Below are 22,857 nucleotides of genomic sequence, written 5' to 3'. Positions count from 1 at the left end.
TTTCACCCGGGTTTGAAGTCACGTTATCGACGAACGCGCACCGCTTGTGGTGCACGATGACCGAATGCGGAAACGTATGGCGCGGGTGCTTTCGGCACTGCGAATCCGTGCAGCGCCCACAGCATCACAGCTGGCATGCCGACCAACCACATCGGCAGATACCCCAGCCAATCCGTGGTGACGCGGACTTGAGGCACGGCGACCACCAGAATGAAGCCAAAAACGAGCGTGCGGCGCAGCGCCAACTCAAACGGTGAAACCTTTTTGGACGTGTGCATGTCAGATCTCCATCGAACGATGGGACCAGTTTCTACCCGACATATCTCAGAGGCTGCGACGCTTACTCGCCGTAGTTCGACAAGGCCAGTTTCAACAGGGTTTTGGCTTGTTCGCGCAGGGCGACGGGCTCGATGATTTCTGCGTCCGCGCCGTATTGCATGACGTCCATCAGCAACTCACGGCCATTGCTGTACGGCACCTTCAACTCGTAGCGACCGTCGGGCAGCATTTTGCCTTCTTGTCGCGAATGCCAATGCTCGTCGGCGACCCAACGCGCTGACTTTGCATTGAAGCGAATGGTCGCGGTGCCTTTGGCTTCGCCTGAGAAAATGCCGTAGCCGTCGGCCAGATGTTTCGACAATGTGGTCTCGTCCACATCTTGTATCGGCGTGTCGACGATTTTGACCTGACTCATGCGATCAACAGAGAAGCTCCGCAAGCCATCACGGTCGTGATCCCAAGCATCGAGATACCAATTACCGCGGTAGTGCGTGATGCGTTGCGGCGAGACATGACGACGTGTGCGCTCGTCGGTGGAACGTGCGCGATATTCAAATTCGAGTTGCTTGCGTTCGAGCACTGCCGACGCCACCAATCGAAATGCATGTTCATCCATCTTGCGCGCCTTGTGCGCGAGGATTCGAACACGCTCAACCGGCCATTGCTTGCCGCCCGATTGTTCTTCCAACAATTTCTCGATGCGGGTTTGAAGCGGTGCCAATGCACTCGACAAAATATTGGCGCTGGTGCGGCCAAACAGCGCTTGTGCAGCCAACAAAGCATGCAGCTCTTCAGAGCTCAGCCAAAGGCCTGGCAGTTCGAAGCGATCATTTTCGCTGCGGTCGTATTTAAAACCGTTTTCGCCATCGCCTGTGATGGGTGCCATCAAGGCATCGCGCATGTAGGCGATATCACGATAGACGGTGGCCCGTGAGCAACCCAGCTCATCTTGCAATTGCGGCACCGTGATGGGCGTTTTCCGCGCTTGAAAAACGCGGTGCAAAGCGTGAATCCGTTCGTTCCGATCCATGAGTGCTTGAGGCTTGCTGCGAGAATGGCTCTAGCTTACCGCTTGCACACGCCTCAGGCGATGAATCGACCGGCGCCGGCGTCCAACAGTTTGGCGGCGACGGCTTGACCCAGCGCATCGGCGTCTGCCGCCGCACCACGTGCCTCGGCGCGCACGTACTCACCACTGTCGGCATCGCCGACCCAACCCTGTACATGCAAGTTGCCGGCTTCAAGTCGCGCCAATGCGGCAATCGGCAAATGACAGCTGCCACCCAAGGCGCGATTGGCGGCACGTTCGGCCTCTACGCAAATTCGCGTCGGTGTGTCGTCCAAAGCCGAGAGCACATGCGCAATGTCTTCGGCGCGGGAGAGGCATTCAATGGCGATGGCACCTTGCGCGGGCGCCGGCAACCATTCCGGCACATCCAGTCGCGCACGAATCCGTGCATCCATCCCTAAGCGTTGCAGACCTGCGCAGGCCAAGATAATGGCGTCGTATTGACCGTCATCCAATTTGGCCAAACGTGTATTGACGTTGCCGCGGAGGTCGGACACTTTCAAGTCAGGTCGCAGATTCAACAACTGTCCGCGACGGCGCAACGATGAAGTGCCCACGTGTGCACCCATCGGCAGCGCTTGAATTGAGTCGAAATGGTTGCTGATAAACGCATCCGCAGAATCGGCACGCGCCAAAATCGCGGGCAGCGAAAAGCCCGGCTCCAATTCCATCGGCACGTCTTTCAGCGAGTGCACCGCACAATCGGCTTCACCGCGCTCCATGGCCAATTCGAGTTCTTTTAAGAACAGGCCTTTGCCACCAATAGCGGCCAGCGAGCGGTCGAGTTGCTCATCGCCACGTGTCGAGAGCGGTACGAGTGTGATTTCAAGGCTCGGATGGATCTGCTGCAAGCGCGCTGCCACATGCTCGGTTTGCCACAGTGCGAGTGGGCTCTTGCGCGTCGCGATTCTGAGTAGGCTCATGACGCCATTATCGCCGATGGGCGATCAACTGCGCGATGAGGTTTCGAAAGCCGCTTTGACGTTGGCCAGACACCGGCGACTAACTTCCAGAGGCTTTTCTACACCCGTCAGCTGAACCCAAGCTTGGCCCTCACTGCCACGTGTCAGCGCAGCCAAGGCACTTCTGGCGACCAGCGTGTTGCGATGGATGCGCAGAAAGTCATCGCCATGCTGTGCTTCGATGGCTTTCAAGGTGTCATCAATGACGTGGTCACCATCGTGCGCATGCGCCGTGACGTACTTCTCATCGGCTTGCAAATAGTGAACGTCTTCGAAGGCGATCTTGCGCAATGTCCCGCGTGATCTGGACACGAAGTGTTTGCCGGTTCCCGACAGCCGGTGCGCGGCAGCGCGACCCAGTAAGAACTGTCGCGCGCGTGCAATGGCAAGTGCGAGACGCTCTTTGCGGATCGGCTTCACCAAGTAATCGACGGCATGATTTTCAAATGCGATGACGGCGTGCGCATCGTGTGCGGTCACGAATATCACGCAGGGGGCATCAGATGTTTCGTTCAAATGGCGTGCAAGCTCGATGCCATTCATGCCCGGCATCATGATGTCGAGCAAGACGACATCTACCGTGTGTCGGGTGATCTGTTCAAGTGCGGAAGCGCCATCGCTGGCGCTATCCAATACATCCAAACCCGGCATTTGCAACAACATGGCACGCAGACGTTCGCGCGCGAGCGCTTCGTCATCGACTACCAGTACGCGCAATGCCGTCATGACCGTTCCTTAGGCGGACGCCTTCAAGCGCGCAGACATCCATGCCTGAAGGCTATCAATTTCTTCGCGACACGTCGCATGTTGCATCGGATGATAGCCCTGCCATTCGACATCGAAGCCCATCTCTTTCAAGGCATGTGCAGCGCGCTCGCTTTCACGGATCGGAATTACCGGGTCTTCGGTGCCGTGCGCCATAAACACCGGCACCGTTTCGGCACCCGGGCTCAATTCGCTTTTGGCGTCCTGCAATGCGGGCAAATACGTCGAAAGGGCAATAAAACCGGCCAGGCGCCGCTGTGTGCGCACGCAATAAGACAAGGTGATTGCACCGCCTTGCGAGAAGCCTGCAATGAAGATGTGATCTTCCGCAATACCGCGGTCCACTTCTTCTTGAATCAAGGCGTCGAGGTCTTGCATGGATTCCCGCACACCGGTCATGTCAGCGCGGTTGGCGAAATCCATATCCGAGATGTCATACCAAGCACGCATGCGATAACCGTTGTTGATCGTGACCGCACGCTCTGGCGCATTCGGAAATACAAAGCGGATCGCCGGCCAATCCGGCTTCACCAACTCAGGCACCAGCGGCACAAAATCGTTGGCATCTGCACCCAAGCCATGCAGCCAAATGACTGACCACTGCGATGCATCACCGGTTTCCAGTTCAACGCAATCCAACATCAGTAAATTTCTCCGATACAACACCGCAATGAGCCGCCACCCGCTTCGATCGCATCCAAAGGCACCGAGCGCACTTCGAATCCTGCTGCGTTCAGTTGGGTTTTGTGCGCGTCCGTGAGCGCCGTTGCTGCACGCGCACTCATCCACACCGTGTCCGCGGAGGCTGAAATACAGTTGCCGACAAAATCTGCATGTTCTTGCGCTGTGCAGATCACTGCATGCGGTGCATACAGGGCGGCAACCGCATCGACCGCCCCGGCATCTGCAAAGCCTTCCGGACAAATCACCGCCGCGCGACCTGCAAGGACCGCCAACACCACATTGGTGTGGTACTCAGACGGTGCGAGATCAAACATCAGCGAAGCGCGTAGACCGAATGCTTCGTGCATTAAACGCGCACCGGTTTCATCGCAGCGTTCTGACAAGCCGATGAAGCCCAATCCACGCGCACGATCAATCACGATTGCGCCGGTGAGTTCTGCGGCATGTGTTTGTGTCGAAAGATCAACCGTTTCATAGCCCAGCACGCGGGTGAAGAAATCGCGAATGTCTTGTCGCGTCGCTTCACGCTGACGCACCGGATGGCGCATGCGACCAATCACAACGCGCCCTGCCGCAGTCGCGAACACATTGTTCGGGAACACGGCATCGGGGGTGTCTACACGACCTGAAAAACATACCGCCGGCACAACACGGGACATATGCGCTTGCAACGTTCGATGCTGCACCAAAGCACGCTGCGCATCAAACGCCTGCGCGTCTGCCATATAAGCATTGTCTTGCGCGGATTCTTCGGCCAACGAAAAGCCTTCCGGTGTAATCAGGAAGACGCTTCGTGGTGTGGCAGGCCCGAAATCAGTGGGGAGTGCGCGTGCGGTTTCTAGGAAGAGCTCTGTATCTCGGGTCAACAACGTCATGAACGCAATCAGTCCTTCTTAGGTGGTGCGGGCGGTGCGGGCGGCGTGTTTACTGAACTTGCCGAAGCGGGTGCTGGTGCTGCAGTTGGTGCTGCAGTCGGTGCTGCAGTTGGTGCTGCAGTTGGTGCTGCAGTCGGTGCCGCAATTGGTGCCATAGCTGGTGCCGGTGCGGGTGCGGGCTTGGGTGCATTCAAAAGTTCGCGCACGCGTGCTTCTGAACTTTGCATCCCGGCGGATTTGCCGAGTGCAATCGCTTGTTCGGCCGGCATGTGTTCTTCAAGTGCTGCCATGAGTGCCATCAGGCCGCCGACGCGATTGCCCGATGCGCAATGCACCAAGACGGGCTTGCCATTGGCGGCGTTCAATGCGGCCTTCAACTTCTTTGCGTTGACTGCATTGATGTCCTGCAGAGTAAAAATCGGCACTTCGATATAGCTCATGCCTTCCGCGCGCACTTCTTTGGCTTCGTCGCGTCCACCCATTTCTTTCATTGGGCGCAGATTGACGACGGTTGTGATGCCGCGCTTCTTGATCGACTTCCACTCATTGGTGCCCGGTTGTGCCGCGGTATAGACACCGGGACGCGGGTTCATCAATTGGGTGGACGTTGTCGCAACTTCGCCTTCAGACGCGCGCGTCGCGGTGTGGTCGGGCGCATGTTGTGCCATGCCCATTTGGGCGGCCAAACACAAACTCGCAGCAATCAGGATTCGGGACATGTCGATTCAATCATGGGGGATTGAAGAGATTGTAGCCCTGCAAAACCGTGACGAATGGCAGTGTTTAGATGTATTGTTATGTTATAACTTTCCAACCGAACCCACACTGATCCAGACCCATGCCTAAGAACGCCTGCCTGAAGGATCCCTCTTTGCTGACACTGTCGATTCTGCTCGCACTGCCTTTTGCCGCGGCCGCGCAAACGGCACCGACGCCCCCGGCAGATCCGCACAACGTGACGCCCGCGCAGCTCGATGCGATTCAAGTCAGCGCGCTGCCATGGATGCAGTCGGCACGCGACATCGTTCGCCCCGTGGATGTCTTGAGTGGCGAAAAGTTGGACGACGCACGCAGCGCCACCTTGGGCCAGACCTTGTCGCAGATGACCGGCGTGCAGTCCACCAGTTTTGGGCCCAGCGTGGGTCGACCGATTATTCGGGGCTTGGAAGGCGCACGCGTGCAAGTGGTGAGCGACGGCATGTCGACGGGTGACGTCTCGGCATTGAGTGCGGACCATGCGCTCAGCATCGATCCGTTTCTTGCCGATCAAATTGAAGTGGTGAAAGGTCCCGCAACCTTGCTATACGGCAGCGGTGCGATGGGCGGCGCAGTCAATGTCACCGATGGACGCACGCCGCATGAATCGGGTGATACACCCTTCAGTGGTCGGATTGAATTGCGTGGCGGTGGTGCAGATGATCTACGCAGCGGTGTGTTTCGTGTCGATGGCAGCACACATCCCAATGCCGCTGGATTTGTCTTTCATGCAGACGGTGCGCTTCGCGAAACAGACGACCTCCGAATTCCCGGCTACGCGGAATCCGATGCCTTGATGCAGGCAGAACATGAAACGCCGGATCCTGCGTCGCGTGGTGTCTTGAAGAACAGTGCTTCGCGCACGGCGAGTGGCGCGCTCGCGGTCACGTGGGTGGGCGACAACGCACACTTGGGCGTTTCAACCAGCCTTTACAACGCGCGTTATGGCGTGCCGGGGCACGCACACGCGCATGCGCACACAGGCGCGGGCAGTGAAGAGGAAGCGGTCGTCTTGCGCATGCGGCAATCGCGCCACACGGTGCATGGTGGCTTCGATGCCGACGGTTTCATTCGTACCGGCAAATTCAATTGGACGACGACCAACTACACCCATACCGAATACGAAGGTTGCGCACCCGACACTGTTTTCAAGAACGCGTCTTCAGAATTCCGCGGCGAGTTGGTGCATGCACCCGTGGTGGGCTGGGATGGTGCATTCGGCTTGCAGTATTCAGACCGCAACTTTGACGCAGAGGGCGATGAAGCCTTTGTGCCCAAGAGTGAGACACGCGATACCGGTCTGTTCTGGCTTGGAAAGCGAAGCTCGGACACCTTGCAGTTGGAAGCCGGCGTGCGCCTCGAACGTGTCAGCGTTCGCGCCGAGGCTTCAAATGCAGCGTTGCCACGCCTCACGTCACGCAACTTCCAGAACAGCAACTTCTCAGTCGCTGCACGCTGGCATTGGACCCCGGCATGGTCGATCGACATCAGTGCAGACCAAGCGCAACGCGCACCCGCTGCCGAAGAGTTATATGCGAACGGGCCGCACACTGCGACACGCACGATCGAGATTGGCAATGATCGACTCGACAAAGAAACCGCGCGTCGCGCAGAACTGGGCTTGCGTTTTCACGGCAAACGCAGCGAGTTTCATTTGAATGCGTATCAAGTGAACTATCGAAACTTTATTTACCCGACGCAGCTGTTTGAACGTGGTGCATCGTCAACGCCTGTCCTGCATGACGACTTGCCCGTGTATGCCATTACCCAAAGTGATGCGCGTTTCCGTGGAGTAGAAGCAGAGGCAAACTTCAGGCTGATTGAGCACACCACACATCAACTCGACTTGCGTGTGTTTGGCGATGTCGTGCATGCGCGCTTGAACGGCCGCAACGTGGTTGAAACGTCCGCACTGCTATTGCACGAAGGCAGCACAATTCAGTTGGACAGTGTCTACAGCCAATCGGGTCACGTGCCGCGTTTGGCACCCGCACGCTTCGGTCTCGGCCTCAAGTGGAAAGCAGGCGCATGGCGCGCTTCGCTTGACGGCACACGCTACCAACGACAAACGCGCGTGGCCTTGTACGAAAGCGAAACCGCTGGCTACACGATGCTCGACGCGCACATCGCGTGGCATAAAGATGCCGCAAACGGCAACGGCTATGAAGTCTTTGTGGATGGGAACAACTTACTCAATGTCGAAGCACGTCCGCATACCTCGTACTTGAAGGACCTCGCCCCACTCGCCGGTCGCGGCGTGCAGGCCGGCGTGCGCATGTACTTCTGAAGTCAGTCGCCGCGAACGGCGCAGCACGCTAGAGTGTTGCGCCGAGTCGACTGCCTTGATCGATCGCGCGTTTCGCGTCGAGTTCCGCCGCGACATCCGCACCGCCGATCAAATGCGGCGTGCGACCCGCAGCAGACAGTGCATCAAACAGTGTCCGTCGCGGCACTTGGCCGGCACACACCACCACATGATCCACCGCTAGTACCTGCACTTCATCGTTGATGCGTAGATGCAAACCAGCGTCATCGACCTTTAAGTATTCGACGCCACCCAACATCTGCACTTTCTTATTTTTGAGCGTGGCGCGATGAATCCAGCCGGTCGTTTTGCCAAGCTTGGCGCCGGGCTTTCCTGCCGTACGTTGCAACAGCCAGACTTGGCGCGCCGGTGCCGAAGGCTGCGGTTTCGCCAATCCGCCGGGTGCATCGAACTGCGTGTCGACGCCCCACTCGGTCATCCAGCGGTCTTTGTCGAGCGAGGGCGAGTCTTCGCCTTCAACGAGAAATTCAGCCACGTCAAAGCCGATGCCGCCCGCGCCGATGATGGCGACTTTATTGCCTGGCACAACTTTCTTTTTCAGCACATCCAAGTAGCCGACGACCTTCGGGTGGTCAGCACCTTGCAGCGACACATTGCGCGGTGTGACGCCGGTGGCCACTACCACTTCGTCAAAGTCAGCCAAGTGTTCCGCTTCAACTTCTGTTTGAAGTTTGACAGTGACGCCGGTCTCGCCGAGCTTGTGGTTGAAATAGCGCAGCGTTTCGAAAAACTCTTCCTTGCCCGGAATACGCTTGGCCAGATTGAATTGACCGCCGATTTCATCCGCGCGATCAAACAAGGTGACGCGATGACCGCGCTCTGCGGCGACCGTTGCGCAAGCCAAGCCTGCAGGGCCCGCACCGACGACAGCAATCGACTTCGTTGCGTGGGTGGGCGTGTAGTTGAGCTCCGTTTCGGCACAGGCGCGCGGGTTGACCAAACAACTGGCACGTTTGTTCTGAAAGATGTGGTCAAGGCAGGCTTGGTTGCATGCGATGCAGGTGTTGATGGCTTCTGCTTGACCGCGGCGCGCCTTATTCACCCACTGCGGATCGGCCAACAGCGGACGCGCCATCGACACCATGTCTGCCGCGCCGGAGGCAAGGATGCCTTCTGCAACGTCCGGCATGTTGATGCGATTTGTGGTGATCAAGGGCAGCTTCACGTGTGGACGCAATTTCGCGGTGACACCTGTAAATGCAGCACGCGGTACTGACGTGGCGATGGTGGGCACGCGCGCTTCATGCCAACCAATACCGGTATTGATGAGTGTTGCGCCCGCCGCCTCCACCGCTTTGGCTTGCGCAAGAATCGCGGGCCAATCGTTGCCGCCTTCAATCAAATCCAACATCGACAAGCGATAGATCAAGATGAAATCCGGACCACAGATCTCGCGCACGCGTCGCACGATTTCGACAGCAAAGCGCATGCGCTGTGTGGTGTCACCGCCCCACCCGTCGGTGCGCTTATTGGTTCGCGCCACCGTGAATTGGTTCAACAAGTAGCCTTCCGAACCCATGATTTCAACGCCGTCATACCCGGCTTCTTGCGCCAAGCGTGCAGCTTGCGCGAAATCGTTGATGTGGCTTTCGATACCCCGCGCCGTCAGTGCGCGTGGTGTAAAGGGATTGATCGGCGCTTTCAGTTTTGAAGCCGACACCGACAAGGGGTGATACGCGTAGCGACCTGCATGCAACAACTGCAGACAGATCTTTGCATCATGCGCATGGACGGCCGCCGTGACTTGACGATGGCGCTTCACATGCCAGGGCCAACGCACACGCCCCGAGAACGGCTTCAACCAGCCCACCACGTTGGGCGAGAACCCACCGGTCACCATCAATGCCGCACCACCTTCAGCGCGCTCGGCAAAATACGCGGCGAGCTTCGGGAAGTCGGATGCCTTGTCTTCCAGACCCGTATGCATCGAGCCCATCAACACGCGATTGCGCAGTGTGGTGAAGCCCAGATCGAGAGGACTGAAGAGGTGCGGATAGGGAGATTGTTCGCTCATCCCCCAAGCATACTGCCCGGTATGTGTTTGTGCGACCGTCAGCCGGCCGAAGTCACCAAGACAGGTACGCGCTTGGGCGTGCTCGGGAAAGCATGGCGAAGGATGCGCCACACGACCGTCGAGAACTGCTTCGGCAGTGAGCCCGTGTTGTAGTGCTGCCCAAAACGCGCGCAAATGGCACGCACTTCCACCGCCATCGCGGCATAACGATTCGCCGGCACATCCGGGTAGAAGTGGTGTTCGATTTGGTGGCTGAGATTGCCGCTCCACAAATCCATCCAACGACCGCCGGTGAGATTTGAAGAACCCCGCAGTTGACGCAAGTACCAATGACCGCGCACTTCGTTGCGTACGCTGGCTTTCGGAAACACTTCTGCGTCAGCGGTGAAGTGACCACAAAAAATGATCACGTAGGTCCAGACGTTGCGCATCACGTTGGCGAAAATATTGCCAAGCAACACAGGTAAGAAGAACGGACCTGCCAAGAGCGGAAACAGCACGTAGTCTTTCAACACTTGGCGCATGCCCTTCTTAACGACGGGACGCGCGATTGACCACAGCGCGCGGCCTTTCATTTTTCCTGAAAACCAACGGCCAATGCGCAGGCCTTGAATGGCGACACCCCATTCGAACAACAAGGCGAACACCACGGCGACGAACGGTTGGATTAGATAAAAGGCTTTCCAACGTTGTTCCGGAAAAATGCGCAGCAAGCCATAGCCGATGTCTTCGTCCATGCCGCGCACATTCGTCCATGTGTGATGGCTGTAGTTATGCGTTTGCCGCCAGTTGTCACTGGTGCCTGCAATATCCCACTCATAGGTTTGGCCTTTGAGTTTGGGGTCGCGCATCCAGTCGTATTGGCCGTGCATCACGTTGTGGCCGAGTTCCATGTTTTCCAGAATCTTCGACAGGCCCAACACGAACGCACCGAGTACACACAGCGGCCACAGCACCACCGGCCAAACCGTACTACCCAAAATCGCACCCAGCATCAGCAGCACGCGCCCTGACACACCCAACCACCGCACACCTGCAGCGACACGTCGAATGTAGTTGGCGTCTGCTTGACCGAGTGAAGCGATCGTCTTATCGCGCAGGCGATCCAGGGCCTCTGCAAACTGATCCAGTTCAACAGGACTCAATGCGCGGTTTTCAATTGCACTCATGTGCTTTAGAGCTCCAAGGCCAAATCGGAATGCGCGGCGCTGATACACAGGCGCAATGCATGGTTCGGCTCTTCATCAATGTGTTGATTGCGCAAATCACGCGAACTGCCTTCGGCTTTGCCGCATGCACAGGTGTTGCAGATGCCCATCCGGCATCCGTATGCAGGCGATACGCCCTGCGCCTCCAGAGCGTCCAACAATGCTTGGCCGCGCGGTACTTCCACTGTCTTGCCACTCCGAAGCAAGGTCACTTTGACCGTGCCCGCTTCAACGACGCCCTGCGCGTCACGCACCGGCGGCGTAAAAGATTCTGCTTGCACACTGAGTGCGGTCGGTTCGATCAAGGCGCGCGCTGCGCTGACAAAATCATTTGATCCGCAGACCAAAGCATGCGCGCGTTCGCCGTCCGGCAAACAGTCTTGCAAATGCGTCGGGTTGATCCGCCCCGTCAGTTCGTTGTCTTCTGCTTTGGATTCGCCCGTGGCAATCAAACGGAGTTTGAAATTGGCATGCAACTTTGACCAAGCATGCAGCACATCCGCTTGCACCCATTCGCGACGCGTGCGTGCCCAATAGGCCAAGGTAATCGGGCGGGGAAATGCCAATGCGGCTTGCGCTTTGAGTAAGGACAGCATCGGTGTGATGCCAGTGCCCGCAGCCAACAATAGACATTGACCTTCCGCATCCGGCAGTTCGAAGGTGCCGAACGCCTGGCCAATCGGCAACACACTTCCGAGTCGCAAGTGCTGCAAATGTCCGCTGACCTTGCCACTGCCGATCGCTTTGACGGTAATCCGGATCAGACGATCTCTTTGCGGCCGGTCAGACGCACTGTAGCTGCGCGTGTGACGCACACCATCGATCTCGACAGAGACATTGATGTGTTGACCTGCTTTGAATCCCTTGAAGTGGCGGTTGGGTTTCAAGGTCAGGGTGGTGATGCCATCAGCTTCGATATGACGACCGACCAAGCGCGCACGTGGTTCATGCGTCGACCACAGACGATTTACACGTGACAGCCAGAAATCCACGATCTGCAGATCAGGCTTCATCCAATGCCAAGCGGCGTCGACGGGGGGACTCAGGGGCTGCCTCATGCTCGGAATTATACATATGTATATACAGGTGTATATTAAATGATCTGATATGCTCCATTCAGCGTTTTGCGGCCCTTTTCGTGACCGAATTCTCTTCTTCCATCACGGCGCTAGACGCCGGCCGCAAGCCCCAAATCAGCCGAGAGGATTTGCTGATGGCGGCGCTGCGCTTGCTCGGCCCGCACCGCAGCGTCTCGTCATTGGGCCTGCGCGAGGTGGCACGCGAAGCCGCGATCGCACCCAACAGCTTCTATCGCCATTTCCACGATGTGGATGAACTGGCGGTGGCCCTGATCGACCATTCGGGCGCCGCGCTGCGCACAGTCGTCGACGAGGCCCGCGTGCATGTAAAGAGCGGACACACCGTAGTGCGCGGATCGATCGAAGCCTTCATGTCCCAACTGCGCGCTGAAGATGGCTTGCTGCGCGTGCTCTTGCGCGAAGGCACCACGGGGTCGGATGCATTCAAGCGCGCCGTTGATCGTCAGTTGGAATTCTTTGAAGAAGAATTGCGCGTCGAATTGGTGCGTTTGACCGAAGCGTCAGATGCGCCGTTGCATGACCCCGCCCTCGCCGCAAAAGCGATCACGCGTTTGATCTTCGCCATGGGTGCACATGCCTTGGACGCCCCGCGCGAACAAGATGTGGCGCTCATCCGGCAGATGACGCAAATGGTGACGATGATTTTGCTTGGTTCACGACAAATGAAAACACGCCCCGTCTAATGACACCTCAATCTAAGCAAAATCCCCTGCGTTTTCCGCACCCGCTCGCGTTTTGGTTTGGCTGTGCATTGATTGTCGGCGGTGTGTTCGCACATATGCCGATGTTCATGATGGGCAAACACACGCATTGGCAAATGGTCGGCATGCCGATGACCACGGAAATGTGGCTTGGCATGATCGCGATTCCCATCGGATTGGCGTTCGCGGCCTACGGCATGATGCCGCGGCTCTCACAAATGCGATCGGCCTATGCGGGTGATGTGGGGCATTTGCATTTCCACGTCGCAGACTCGGTCAAACTCAACCGTGCGCATTGGCAATTGGTCGCTGTGCTGGTTGTTGCCTTGGTTGTTGATGTCATGAAGCCTGCGACCTTGGGTTTTGTTGTGCCCGGCATGAGCGATGAGTACGGCATCAGCAAACCGGCGGCCAGTCTGCTCGCATTTGTGGCCTTGACGGGCACGGTGATCGGATCCATTGCGTGGGGACGCGTCGCCGATGTGTTCGGTCGACGCTCCGCCATCCTGATGGGCGCCTTGATGTTTATCGGCACGGCGATTTGCGGCGCCATGCCAAGCTTTAATTGGAACCTTGCGATGTGCTTCCTGATGGGCGCATCGGCCGGCGGTCTACTGCCGATCACCTTTACTTTGATGGCCGAAACCGTGCCCGCGGCGCATCGCGGCTGGTTGCTCGTTGCATTGGGCGGACTCGGCACGTCTGCAGGCTATTTGGCCGCCTCTGGTGCAGCGGCTGTTTTAGAGCCTCTGTTTAGCTGGCGCGTGTTGTGGCTGCTCGGGCTGCCGACCGGCGCACTCATCATTGTGCTGTATCGCTTCATTCCGGAATCGCCGCGCTTTTTGTCGAACGTCGGCATGGAAGATGCCGCGCGTGCTGTGCTGCGTAAGTTCTCCGGCGGACAGACCGACGTGGAAGTGGACGATGAGACCCATCCGGGTACACCGAATATTGATGCCCTGCCGAAAGCACAGGGGATGCGCGAACTTTTGCGCGGACGTCACTCGGCGATCAGCTGGGGCCTGTTGGTCTGCGGCGTCGCTTGGGGCTTGGCCAACTTCGGTTTCTTGCTGTGGCTTCCCGTGAACTTGGCTGAGCTGGGTGTGGATCCGAAGACCGCGAGTGCACTGTTGGCGAAGTCCGCTTTGTTTGCGCTGCCTGGCATCGCCATCGTCGTGTGGCTGTATCACAGCTGGAGCAGTTACAAATCGCTCGTGCTGTTCGTTGCGTTGACGACCTTGTCACTGTTAGCGTTCTGGGCCATCAGCGTCATGCAGATTCGCTCACAGGTGGCCACCGTCGTGGCGACGGCCAGTTTGTTGGTGAGCATCAGCGGCGTGATCGCGATGCTGATTCCTTATGCCGCAGAAATTTATCCCGTGCATCTACGCGGCACGGGCTCGGGTTTGATCGCCGCGGGTTCGAAATTCGGCGGGATGTTGGGCGCGGGCCTCGGCGTGGCGGGACTGTTTACGCACTTCGCCCTGTCGGCCTTGCTCATTGCCGGTGTCACCGCCGTTTCCGGCGTGATGATCTGGCGTGCAGGCGTGGAAACACGCGGTGAGCGCTTGGAAGATATTCAAGCCTTGATCAAAAAATAAGGCTTGATCGCTTCAACGCACGCGTCGCGGGCGTGCCGAAACATTCGCTGGTGTGGGACACTCAAAGGCCTGTGCGTCGATGATCGAACGTGGTTCGATGCCGACGCGCCAATACACCGCCTTGGGGAACCACATGAAAAACAAGCGACTGAAAACTCTCGTATCGGCCTGCGTCTTGGTCATTGCCTTGCCCTTGGCGGCCGCAACACCGCAAAAGCAACAGACGGCTACGGTGAAAGAGCGCGACGTTCGCGCTGAAATGTATTTCCTGGCCGGCGATGCAATGCAAGGTCGCGGCAGTGGCACACCGTTCGAACGCATTGCCGCCGAATACATCGGTTCGCAGTTCATGCAATACGGATTGGAGCCCGCCGGCGACAAAGACACGATCGGCCAAACGAGCTTCGTGCAAACCGTGCCGGTGCTGGGCAAGAAAGTTGTTGATGCTTTCAAGGCAGACGGTGCACTCGCCAAGCAAGTGAATTGGAAACAGAACTTGGTGGCGTTCCGCATGGCCGACGCTGACATGCGCGGCCCCTTGCAAAAACTCAAAGTGGGCGAAACCGCCAAAGCCGGCAACGTCGTGCTGTTGAGCGTGGGCGAAGACGCGCAATTCAACGAAGTGTTTGGTGCCTATCGTGCGTTGATTCAAAGTGGCACGAAGACCGTCATCATTCCTGCCAACAAGCAGATCACTGAAAACTGGGCGATGCTGGCCGAACGTGATGTTGAGGCAGGCGAGCAAGGCAATTTGATCTTTGTGGATGCCGCGCTCGGCAAGACACTATCAGGCATGAAAGATGGCAGTGAGATTGCGTTCAACGCCACCTTCAAGCAGCAGCCCGACACCTCAACATGGAATGCCATCGGCAAGATCACCGGCAGTGATCCCAAGCTCGCCGCACAAACGATTGTGTTGAGCGCGCATTTGGACCACCTCGGCATCAGCAAGAACGAAAAAGATGCAGACCGTATCAACAATGGTGCGGATGATGATGCGTCTGGTTCGGTGGCGGTGATGGAACTTGCACGCGCTTTGGCGGCAGGCAACAAGCCCAAGCGCACGATCTACTTTGTGTGCTTTGGCAGCGAAGAGGCAGGCGGCTTCGGTTCAAAGCATTTCTTGAACACCCTGCCCTTCCCGAAAGAAAATTTCGTCGCCAACTTGCAGTTTGAAATGATGGGTCGCCCAGACGACAAAGTGCCGCCGCAAACTTTGTGGCTCACCGGTTATGACCGTTCGAATTTGGGTGCAGAACTGGCTAAGCGCGGTGCACGTTTGGTGGCCGACCCGCATCCGGAGGAAAACTTCTTCCAACGCTCAGATAACTACACCTTTGCACGACAGGGCATCATTGCGCACACCGTCTCAAGCTACGGTTTGCACAAGGACTACCATCACGCCTCGGATGAAATTGGAAAAATTGATTTCGCGCACATGACGCGATCAATCGATTCGATGGTCAAGCCGATTCAATGGTTGGCGAGTTCCGACTTTGTGCCGGCTTGGGGTGAAGGCAAGAAACCCTGAGGGTTTAGCTAACGCGTCATACCTGCGAGGCTCATGATCAATCGCATGCCTAACGCTGCGACACCCAAGGCAGCCACGCTACACGCCCAAATCAAAACCAACCAACCCACACGACGGAGCGTCTGCCATTTCGGACGCTCCGTTTTTATTGGCGCGTCTGCCATCTCAGTGATAACCCTCACCTGCTTTCACCTTGCCGCGGAACACGTAGTACGACCACGCCGTGTAGCCAAGAATGCAGGGAATAATCAGCAGTGCACCCACCAATGCAAACCCTAAGCTCTGCGGCGGTGCGGCGGCTTCCCAAATCGAAATGTTCGGCGGGAGAATGTGCGGCCAGATGCTGATGACCAAGCCGGAATAGCCCAAGAACACCACCACCAGCGACCATAAGAATGGGCCTGCATGCGGCTCAGCTTTCAATGAACGCAGCATTGCGAATGCGGAGACCAACACCAACACGGGTACGGGTGCAAAGAACAAAAGATTGGGCATCGCGAACCAACGCGCTGCGATCGCCGGATGCGTCATCGGTGTCCAGATGCTCACGATGGCGGTGACGCAGAGCAAGGCCAACAACACCGGGCGCGCCAATGCGATCATCCGAACCTGCAGCGCACCGTGTGTTTTCAGAATGAGCCAAGTGGCGCCCAATAGCGCATAGGCAACGACAACACCGACGCCCGTGAAGACGCTAAACGGTGTCAGCCAACTCATGGCATGACCCACGGCCACACCATCGACGACTTGGTGTCCGCCGATAAAGGCACCCAAGATCACGCCTTGGAAAAACGCCGCGATGATCGAACCGAACAAGAACGCTTTATCCCAGTACGGCTTGTGTGTCTCATCCGCCTTGAAGCGAAACTCAAAGGACACGCCACGCAAGATGAGCCCTGCCAAGAACAACAGCACCGGAATGTAAAGCGCGCTGAGCAACACGGCATAGACCAAAGGAAATGCGGCAAATAAGCCCGCACCGCCCAAGACCAACCAGGTTTCATTGCCATCCCACACGGGTGCAACCGTGTTGACCATCGTGTCGCGATCTTCGCGATCAGAGATGAACGGAAACAAGATGCCAATGCCCAGATCAAAGCCATCCATGATCACGTACATCATGACGCTGAAGCCGATGATCAGGAACCAAATCAGAGGGAGGTCGATTCCCATCGCATGCCTCTCCTTTTAAGGTGTGTCGTTGTTGGGCAGAGGTTCGTCCACTGCCGACAAGGGGCGCGCGGGTCTCTGATTGATGGAGGGGCCATGCGGTGCAAGGGGGTCACCCAACGACGCGGGTCCTTGTCTGACCAGTCTCAACATGTAGGCAATGCCCAAGCCGAAGATGACGACATACATCACCACAAGAATCACCAAGCCGACTGACAGTGTTGCCGCCGAATGATGCGAAACCGCATCTTTGGTTCGCATCAAACCGTAAACGACCCAAGGTTGTCGGCCGATTTCGGTGACGTACCAACCGGCGAGCATGGCGATCAAACCTGAGGGACCCATCACGAGTGCAAAGCGTGCGAGCAGCGGACTTTCATACAGTCGACCACGAACGCGCGACCAAGCCGCATACAGCGCCAACACCACCATCAGCATGCCCAAGCCGACCATCACCCGGAACGACCAGAACACAATCGCAGAATTCGGGCGATCTTCGGGTGCGAAGTCTTTGAGCCCCGGGAACTGGCCTTTCGCACTGTGCGTCAAGATCACGCTGGCCATATTCGGAATTTCAACTTTGTAGCGCGTGGTCTCTGCTGCCATGTCGGGCATGCCGAACAGAATCAGCGGCACACCTTCACCGGGCGTGTTTTCCCAATGCCCTTCCATCGCGGCAATTTTGGCCGGCTGATATTTCAGCGTATTCAACCCGTGCTGATCGCCGATGAAAATTTGCAGCGGCGCAACGAAGAGGACCATCCACAAAGCCATCGAAAACATGCGTTTGATTGCGGGCTGTCGATGACCGCGCAACAAATGCCACGCACCCGACGCGCCGACGAACAATGCCGTCGCGAGCATCGCCGCGGTCACCATGTGCGCCAAACGGTATGGGAACGAGGGATTGAAGATCACAGCCACCCAATCCACCGGAACAACAACGCCGTTCACGATCTCGAAGCCTTGCGGCGTTTGCATCCAACTGTTCGATGCCAATATCCACGTTGCAGACACCATCGTGCCGAGCGCCACCATGATCGTGGCGAAGAAGTGCAGGCCGCGCCCGACTTTGCTCCAGCCAAACAACATGACGCCCAAGAAACCCGCTTCAAGGAAGAAGGCCGTGAGCACTTCATAGGCCAACAATGGCCCTGTGATGCTACCGGCGAACTGCGAATAGAAACTCCAGTTCGTACCGAACTGATACGCCATGACCAAACCGGACACGACGCCCATGGCGAAGTTCACGGCAAAGATCTTCGCCCAAAAATGGTAGAGCTCTAGATAGGTGTCGTCCTTCTTCCAAAGCCATAACCCTTCAAGCACGGCAAGAAATGCCGCGAGGCCAATCGTGATGGCTGGAAAAATAATATGGAAAGAGATCGTGAACCCGAATTGGATACGGGCAAGATCTAACGGACTGAGGTCAAACATACACAGACCTTCCTAATACCGGCACGAGGAACGCGGCGCGATCATCGTTCAAGAGACAACGCTGTATAGAAGCGAGCCCGACGGCGCGATCAATTGCGTACTACGTCTTAAGGTCGCATGACAAAGACAGACCAATGCCTATTGTAAGACCAATGGAGAAGCTAGCAACGTCTTTGCGCGCCGATGTGGCTAGCACGACGCGCCGCCGCACGCCCGATTGAAGCCCAAATGCGACCGAATCGGTGAGAATAGAAGCCTGTGTGACCAGAGCCACTCATGAAGAAAAAGCTGAAAGTCATTTTCGGATTGCTTGCCGTCGTGCTCGCCCTCGTCTTCCTGGGCGCACTTCTTGCCGACAAGCTCATGCCAAAGTCGCTTGGCGCACCCTCTCACGCCCTGGCACTGGCGGAGAACGCGACCGACCTGGACCGTCAAGTTGTGCCGGTGCTTCGGAACCACCCGGGACAAAGCGGTGTCATCTTGCTCAATGACGGCCTCGATGCATTCGCGGCACGTGCGTTGTCTGCCCGTGCTGCCGGTCGCAGCCTCGACCTGCAGTACTACATGTGGCACGACGATCTAAGCGGCCAGTTGTTGGCACTCGAAGCTTGGCGCGCAGCCGAACGTGGCGTGCGCGTGCGCATTCTGGTCGATGATATGAATGCCAATGGCCTCGATCCGCAGATGAAAGCGTTGGATCAGCACCCCAATGTTGAGATTCGGATCTACAACGCGTTTAGAAATCGCAGCGGCATACGACGTGTGTTTGAAACCCTCGTCCGCGCCCTCCGCGTGAACCATCGCATGCATAACAAAGCGTGGATTGCCGACGGTCGCGTCGCGGTCGTGGGTGGTCGCAATATCGGCGATGAGTACTTCGATACCTCATTTGAAACGAACTTCCGCGACCTCGATGCGTTCCTTGTCGGCCCCGCCGTGGGCGATGCGGAGAAAGTATTCGACCGATTTTGGAATGACGACGCCGTGGTTCCGATGGCATCCCTCAACAAGAAAGAGATCGCCGCAACAGAAGCGACGATGACCGCGATGACGGCCTTGGCGCGCGGTACGGCCGCCAATAAATACTTGTCGCGCACGAATAGTTCACCGGGTGTCACGGGCTTCTTGTCTGGTGTTCGCACCCCGATTTGGAGTGCGAATGTCCAGGTGGTATCGGACCCGCCGCAGAAGTGGAAAGAAGACAAACGGGATCAATGGCTGGTGCGCCGTCTCGTCGACACCGTTCGCAGCACGCAACACAGTGCGGCGTTGATCTCGCCCTACTTTGTGCCGGGTGATGCGGGAACCTCACAGTTGGCGACGCTCGCGAGCCAAGGCAAAGACATTGGCGTGGTCACCAATTCCCTTGCAGCGAATGACGTGCTCGCTGTGCACAGTGGCTATGCCGACTATCGAACGCGCTTGTTGCAAGGCGGCGTCAAGCTTTTTGAACTGCGTGCCCGTGGACGTACCGAAACGGCCGGCTTGTTCGGCAGTAGTGGTGCGAGTTTGCATACCAAGGCTTTTGTGATTGATGGTCGGCGCGGTTTTATCGGCTCATTCAATCTCGACATGCGTTCGGCCGCGTTGAATACCGAAATGGGTGTGATGTTTGATGATCCGCAGATTGGTGCTGCCTTGGCGCTTGAATATCAGCGGCTGTCTTCGCCCGCTTTGAGCTATTCGGTGCGCTTGCGTCCGCAAGGTGGATTGGAGTGGATCGATGCATCGACCCAGCCTAAGACGCTGCTCTATCAAGAACCCGACACGACGGCGCTACAACGCGGGACGGTGAAAGTACTGAGTTGGCTTCCGATTGAATCGCAGCTTTAGTACCGCGCGGGTCAGTCCAATCCCAATTGCGATTTCGCAAGGCGAGCAACCAAGAGTTCTGTATCGGCCTTTTCGCGTTCGCCATCCTCGAGAAACCAAGCGGCAGACAATCCCGCGTGCGCCATCACCCATTGAAGAAGGCGCGTGCGGTGAAGCTTGGCATGCGTACACACCAGATCTAATTGACGTTCGAAACGCGCTGGTTCAACACAAGTCGGAAGATCCGGATTGCAAAGTACATTGACGTAGTCGTAGTAGCGTTCGCCGATGACACCTTTGGGATCGATGGCTAACCAACCGCGTTCGCTGAAGTCCAAGATATTGCTATGGTGCGCATCGCCATGCAGCACCACACGCTCACGCTGGCTGCTCAGCAGTTCCGTTGCAATCGCATGGCAGGTCGCCAGCAAATCCCCTTCTCGTACTGCCATCGGTGCTAGAGATTCAAAAGAGCGATCGAGTGAATACAAGCCTTTTGGCCCGGGTTCGATGCGCTTTTCGTGAAGTTGTGCAATGGTTTGACACACAATCTGTGTGGCTTCGTCATCGGCGCCACTGAGTGCCATGCGCAGAAGATGCTTCGATCCCATTGCGCGCGCCATAAGTAGTGCGCCTGTCTGTGGGTCTCGCGCGTACACAGGTGCGGCGCCATATCCGCCCCACCACTCCATCACTGCCCCGCCCAGTTGTTCTTCAATTGGACGTGCGAGCTTGATCATGCCGGCCCGCCCATCGACGGTAACGGGCAAGAGACAACTGCTAGGCGTTGAAATGGGCTCGCCATCGGGTTCAGCCTGCCATTTGCGGAGGTACGGTTCGAATGCTTGCAGCTTGGACATGCGTGTTCGGGAAATCTCTCGGATCTTCAAGCATCGAGCATAGGGCGTCCCTTGACTTGGCATTGTGCACATCACACGCGATACTTCTAACGCTTGGAGACGGTTCAATTTTTGATTGCGCCGTCCTCACTATTCGTCGAAAGGGAGTTCGCGTGCGCCATCAGGGTCTTTATCGGTTTTTCGCGGTGCTGCTCTTGTGGGCCATATCGATGAGCGCGAGTGCGGGTCCGCTTGCCTGCGGCGTCTTTCGTTCTGCAGATCCGACGTATTCGCAGTCATTGATTTTGCAGAACGCGCAAGTTTTGCAAACTGCCTATGGCGACACGGTCGCTGATAGCCGGCTGTATCAGCAAAAGAACACCACGCTGTATACGCTTCATGCAGAAACAGGCTTGGTTCAAAGCTATCTGATTCAGGGCAATCGTTTGGTTGAGCTTGACGACACAGGTACACCCGGCACGGAGTACACGCGCATCTCAACCCTGCCCTGCGGCGAGCCGCCTGCGTTGCCACCAGCGGGTGAGTGTCGTCGCGATCTCGCTGCATGTGGCCAATGGTCTGTCACCGAAACGAATGCGGCGCGCTTGCGTCGTGTGTGCGAAGAAGGCCTTGCATTCGGTTGCTCGCGTTACCTCAGCGAAGTCGCGCGCGCAGAACGTCCAATCGCCGAACCGCCGGAAGCTGTTAAAGCCCTGTGCGACGACAAATCGCCGCGCTTCGATGCAAAGGCTTGTGAGAATGCGATCGCCGGCTACGTCAGCCAAATGCTCGCTCAATCGATGTCGGATGTATTTGGACCCGAGAAGCCTTTGCCTGCCGCGGTGTTAGATGGATTGCCTGAGCTCTGTATTCGCTCGCGCTCGGCCGCAGGTTGTCGCGACATTGCAGACGCATTGCTCACGGGTGGTCGAATTGGTCCGTGGCTGACAACGCTTGGCAACACGTGCGGCATCGACGGCAGTGATGCTTCGTGCGCACGTCTACCACGCACACGGGCGTTGCTTGCAAATGCGAAGTCATTCACGCCAATTAAGTCCATACCCTGCGGACTTTATGCTGCGACGGACAAAGACAGCGTCCTGTATAGCGAGTGGCTATTCAAGGACAAGGGTCGTGTGCAGGTGTTGGGTGCATCAGATTTAAGCGCAAGGCTAGACGAAGGCGCGATCAAGATTCGCCACGATAAAGGCGGCGACTTCATCTTGCGTCAAGCGGGTGACGTATTGATTGGCACAGACACTTACACGATGGGCAATGTGTACATCGCATCCGAAGGCAGCGCACGCAGCTGCGCACCACCGATTGCCTATCGCGAAGCACAGCTCGCCATGGATTGCCCGCGATTCACGCCGGAAGATACGACCGCCTGCTGTGCCGCCGGCAAACTGCAAGGCTGCAACACGCGCGGCAATCAGTTGGCGCTGACGGGTGATTGGGAAGGTGCGGCGAACAACTACGTCAAACTTTGCGAGGCGAATATTCGTGTGGGTTGTGAGAACTTGGCGCGCGCGTCCATGGAAGTGGATACAGAGCAGCCCGAGGCGCGAATGGCGGCGATTTGCAAAAAAGATCCGCGCGCGGTTGCGTGTGATGTGCTGGAGACAACGGCTTGGGCAGATGCTGGGCTGATGAAAGCGTTTCAGGAGATTTTGAGAGACACTAAGAAAGAAGACGCCGAAGAATGAACATCTTTCGCGCATGCCTTGC

General features: G+C 57.2%; 20 protein-coding genes. 6 read left to right on the top strand and 14 right to left on the bottom strand.

Features of this window, described 5'->3' with window-relative positions; translation table 11 throughout:
- Window positions 1–23 precede the first annotated feature (23 nt).
- The 7 genes from G7069_RS05095 to G7069_RS05065 all read right to left on the bottom strand — a co-directional run bounded on the left by G7069_RS05095 (window position 24) and on the right by G7069_RS05065 (window position 5,353).
- Entirely contained in the window at window positions 24–278 is a 255-nt protein-coding gene (locus tag G7069_RS05095; protein ID WP_166294968.1) for a hypothetical protein, read from the bottom strand.
- 62 nt (window positions 279–340) lie between these two features.
- A complete protein-coding gene (locus G7069_RS05090; protein WP_166294966.1) occupies window positions 341–1,309 on the bottom strand; it encodes a YafY family protein in 969 nt (322 codons plus the stop codon).
- A gap of 53 nt (window positions 1,310–1,362) precedes the next feature.
- Window positions 1,363–2,271 carry a hydroxymethylbilane synthase gene (gene hemC / locus G7069_RS05085; protein WP_166294964.1) on the bottom strand — a complete coding sequence of 303 codons (909 nt, stop codon included), beginning with the start codon at window positions 2,269–2,271 and terminating at the stop codon, window positions 1,363–1,365.
- Window positions 2,272–2,295: 24 nt separating this feature from the next.
- Window positions 2,296–3,036, bottom strand: a complete 741-nt coding sequence (locus G7069_RS05080; protein ID WP_240912641.1) for a LytTR family DNA-binding domain-containing protein — start codon at window positions 3,034–3,036, stop codon at window positions 2,296–2,298.
- 9 nt (window positions 3,037–3,045) lie between these two features.
- The gene (locus tag G7069_RS05075) at window positions 3,046–3,717 is read right to left on the bottom strand and encodes an alpha/beta hydrolase (RefSeq protein WP_166294962.1); all 672 of its coding nucleotides are present in this window, start codon (window positions 3,715–3,717) and stop codon (window positions 3,046–3,048) included.
- Window positions 3,717–4,634, bottom strand: coding sequence for an arginine deiminase-related protein (locus G7069_RS05070; RefSeq protein ID WP_166294960.1), 918 nt, complete (start codon window positions 4,632–4,634; stop codon window positions 3,717–3,719). The genes G7069_RS05075 and G7069_RS05070 overlap by 1 nt, the downstream gene beginning before the upstream one ends.
- Window positions 4,635–4,642: 8 nt before the next feature.
- Window positions 4,643–5,353 carry a sulfur transferase domain-containing protein gene (locus G7069_RS05065; RefSeq protein ID WP_166294958.1) on the bottom strand — a complete coding sequence of 237 codons (711 nt, stop codon included), beginning with the start codon at window positions 5,351–5,353 and terminating at the stop codon, window positions 4,643–4,645.
- 119 nt (window positions 5,354–5,472) lie between these two features.
- On the opposite strand from G7069_RS05065, the gene G7069_RS05060 reads away from it, so the two are divergent.
- A complete protein-coding gene (locus tag G7069_RS05060; protein ID WP_166294956.1) occupies window positions 5,473–7,677 on the top strand; it encodes a TonB-dependent receptor in 2,205 nt (734 codons plus the stop codon).
- Between the two features lie 28 nt (window positions 7,678–7,705).
- Here the strand turns inward: G7069_RS05060 and G7069_RS05055 are convergent, their stop codons facing one another.
- Genes G7069_RS05055 through G7069_RS05045 form a run of 3 tightly spaced genes read right to left on the bottom strand, consistent with a single transcriptional unit; the run spans window position 7,706 to window position 11,996 of the window.
- Entirely contained in the window at window positions 7,706–9,730 is a 2,025-nt protein-coding gene (locus tag G7069_RS05055; RefSeq protein ID WP_166294954.1) for an NADPH-dependent 2,4-dienoyl-CoA reductase, read from the bottom strand.
- 38 nt (window positions 9,731–9,768) lie between these two features.
- Window positions 9,769–10,899, bottom strand: a complete 1,131-nt coding sequence (locus G7069_RS05050; RefSeq protein ID WP_166294952.1) for an acyl-CoA desaturase — start codon at window positions 10,897–10,899, stop codon at window positions 9,769–9,771.
- A 5-nt stretch (window positions 10,900–10,904) separates the two neighbouring features.
- Entirely contained in the window at window positions 10,905–11,996 is a 1,092-nt protein-coding gene (locus G7069_RS05045; protein WP_166294950.1) for a ferredoxin reductase, read from the bottom strand.
- Window positions 11,997–12,076: 80 nt separating this feature from the next.
- Here G7069_RS05045 and fabR point away from each other — a divergent pair, with 80 nt between their 5' ends.
- The 3 genes from fabR (at window position 12,077) to G7069_RS10615 (ending at window position 15,871) form a co-directional block, all read left to right on the top strand.
- Window positions 12,077–12,721 (top strand): HTH-type transcriptional repressor FabR, encoded by a 645-nt coding sequence (gene fabR / locus G7069_RS05040; protein ID WP_240912640.1) that lies wholly within the window; start codon window positions 12,077–12,079, stop codon window positions 12,719–12,721.
- Complete coding sequence (locus G7069_RS05035) at window positions 12,721–14,340, top strand: MFS transporter (protein ID WP_166294948.1); 1,620 nt, start codon at window positions 12,721–12,723, stop codon at window positions 14,338–14,340. The genes fabR and G7069_RS05035 overlap by 1 nt, the downstream gene beginning before the upstream one ends.
- A gap of 133 nt (window positions 14,341–14,473) precedes the next feature.
- Window positions 14,474–15,871 (top strand): M20/M25/M40 family metallo-hydrolase, encoded by a 1,398-nt coding sequence (locus G7069_RS10615; protein WP_205758757.1) that lies wholly within the window; start codon window positions 14,474–14,476, stop codon window positions 15,869–15,871.
- Window positions 15,872–15,879: 8 nt separating this feature from the next.
- Here the strand turns inward: G7069_RS10615 and G7069_RS05025 are convergent, their stop codons facing one another.
- The 3 genes from G7069_RS05025 to G7069_RS05015 are packed head-to-tail and all read right to left on the bottom strand — an operon-like array spanning window position 15,880 to window position 18,478.
- Entirely contained in the window at window positions 15,880–16,035 is a 156-nt protein-coding gene (locus G7069_RS05025) for a DUF2474 domain-containing protein (RefSeq protein WP_166294946.1), read from the bottom strand.
- A 1-nt stretch (window position 16,036) separates the two neighbouring features.
- The gene (gene cydB, locus G7069_RS05020) at window positions 16,037–17,044 is read right to left on the bottom strand and encodes a cytochrome d ubiquinol oxidase subunit II (protein ID WP_166294944.1); all 1,008 of its coding nucleotides are present in this window, start codon (window positions 17,042–17,044) and stop codon (window positions 16,037–16,039) included.
- Between the two features lie 15 nt (window positions 17,045–17,059).
- Window positions 17,060–18,478, bottom strand: coding sequence for a cytochrome ubiquinol oxidase subunit I (locus tag G7069_RS05015; protein ID WP_166294941.1), 1,419 nt, complete (start codon window positions 18,476–18,478; stop codon window positions 17,060–17,062).
- A 276-nt stretch (window positions 18,479–18,754) separates the two neighbouring features.
- On the opposite strand from G7069_RS05015, the gene G7069_RS05010 reads away from it, so the two are divergent.
- Window positions 18,755–20,311, top strand: coding sequence for a phospholipase D family protein (locus tag G7069_RS05010; RefSeq protein ID WP_166294939.1), 1,557 nt, complete (start codon window positions 18,755–18,757; stop codon window positions 20,309–20,311).
- A gap of 11 nt (window positions 20,312–20,322) precedes the next feature.
- On the opposite strand, the gene G7069_RS05005 is transcribed toward G7069_RS05010, so the two are convergent.
- Window positions 20,323–21,150: an aminoglycoside phosphotransferase family protein gene (locus G7069_RS05005; protein ID WP_166294937.1), complete on the bottom strand. Its 828-nt coding sequence runs from the start codon at window positions 21,148–21,150 to the stop codon at window positions 20,323–20,325.
- 209 nt (window positions 21,151–21,359) lie between these two features.
- Between G7069_RS05005 and G7069_RS05000 the strand changes: the two genes are divergently transcribed.
- Window positions 21,360–22,835 carry a hypothetical protein gene (locus tag G7069_RS05000; protein ID WP_166294935.1) on the top strand — a complete coding sequence of 492 codons (1,476 nt, stop codon included), beginning with the start codon at window positions 21,360–21,362 and terminating at the stop codon, window positions 22,833–22,835.
- The last annotated feature ends 22 nt before the right edge of the window (window positions 22,836–22,857 follow it).

Source organism: Lysobacter sp. HDW10, assembly GCF_011300685.1.
In the GTDB taxonomy this organism is placed as follows: domain Bacteria; phylum Pseudomonadota; class Gammaproteobacteria; order Xanthomonadales; family Xanthomonadaceae; genus Solilutibacter.
The sequence above is the reverse complement of the archived record's forward strand: the minus strand, read 5'-3'. Positions and strand labels throughout refer to the sequence as shown.